Raw genomic sequence first — 1,134 nt, 5'->3', positions numbered from 1 at the left:
CTGGACGTCGCGGCCGTCGGGCACGTCGTCGCGATGGCGACCGGAGTCGCGCTCGGCGGGCTGATGGCGCTGCGCGACCGGCGGCGCGGCCGGTTCACGCTGCCCGCCCTCGCCAAGATCGGCCCGGGCCCGGCGATGTCGGCGACCTCGGCCGTCTACGCGCGCCGCCGCCGCGCCCTGCGGCGTCTCGTCCGGCCCGTCCCCACCCCCGCCTGAGGCGGGTCCGCGGGCCCGGAACGTCGAACGCCCCCGCCGGTGCGGCGGGGGCGTCCTTGCTGTTTTAAGCGCGTCTTCAGCCCGTCGTCAGCCCGTCGTCAGCCGCCGTCGGGGGCGGGCGTCGGGGTGCCGGGGCTGGGCGCGGGGCTCGGCTCCGGCTGCTCCGGCGGGACGGTGGGCGGCGGGGTGGACGGGCCGCTCGTCCCCGGGTCGGGCGGCGTCGTGCCGTCCGGCGGGGTCGTGGACGGCGGCGTCGTGCTCGGCGGGGTGCCGGTCCCCGGCCCGGACGGGCTCCTCGGGGTGTCCCGGCGCGGGCCGCCCGTGGCGGGCGGGGAGGCCGGCGCCGACGGCGCTCCGGCCACCTGCGACGGCTCGGACACCTCCGTCGTCGTGGGGTCCTCGCCGTGCGTCCTGGACGGCTTGGTGCCGATCGTGTGCTCGACGCCGTTCGGGCCGGGCGCCTTCGCCGGATCCGCGGACCCGGTCGCGCCGGTCACCGAGGCGGTGCGGTCGGTCCGGGCGGACGGCACGATCGTCCCGTCGCCGTGCCCGCGCGCCGACGCCCACGTGGTGAGCAGGCCGACCGCGGCGGCGGCCGACGCGGCGATACCGGTGACCGCGCCGAACCGGCGGCGCGACCGGCGGGCGGCGGTGGCCGCCCGGTGCGCGGCGGTGCCGGCGGCGGGCGCGCCGAGCGCGGCCGGTCCGATCACCACCAGCGGGCTGGGCGAGGTCGCGGTCGGGGACGGCTCGTCCGCCTCGCGCTCGTAGGACGCCAGCACCCGGTCGCGCAGTGCGCCGGGCGGCCCGGCCGGGGCGCGCCGGGCCAGCAGCCGCGGCAGCGTGCCCTTCTCGAACGCGGCGATCACCTCGGCCGTGGCGGGGCCGGCGCCGGCCTCGCCGCGCATCAGCGCGTCC

The 1,134-nt window shown here is 81.2% G+C and carries 1 protein-coding gene and 1 pseudogene; one reads left to right on the top strand and one right to left on the bottom strand.

All coding sequences use genetic code 11. The annotated features are described in order from the left end of the window. Nucleotides 1–216: hypothetical protein (locus tag AB0J52_RS41705; protein ID WP_500188820.1), on the top strand; the 216-nt coding region annotated here is incomplete at its 5' end. A gap of 98 nt (nucleotides 217–314) precedes the next feature. Here AB0J52_RS41705 and AB0J52_RS41700 read toward each other — a convergent pair. Further along, nucleotides 315–1,134: pseudogene (locus AB0J52_RS41700) on the bottom strand (hypothetical protein); the annotation flags it as partial.

This window comes from Spirillospora sp. NPDC049652 (assembly GCF_040675125.1).
In the GTDB taxonomy this organism is placed as follows: Bacteria; Actinomycetota; Actinomycetes; order Streptosporangiales; family Streptosporangiaceae; genus Spirillospora.
The sequence above is the reverse complement of the archived record's forward strand: the minus strand, read 5'-3'. Positions and strand labels throughout refer to the sequence as shown.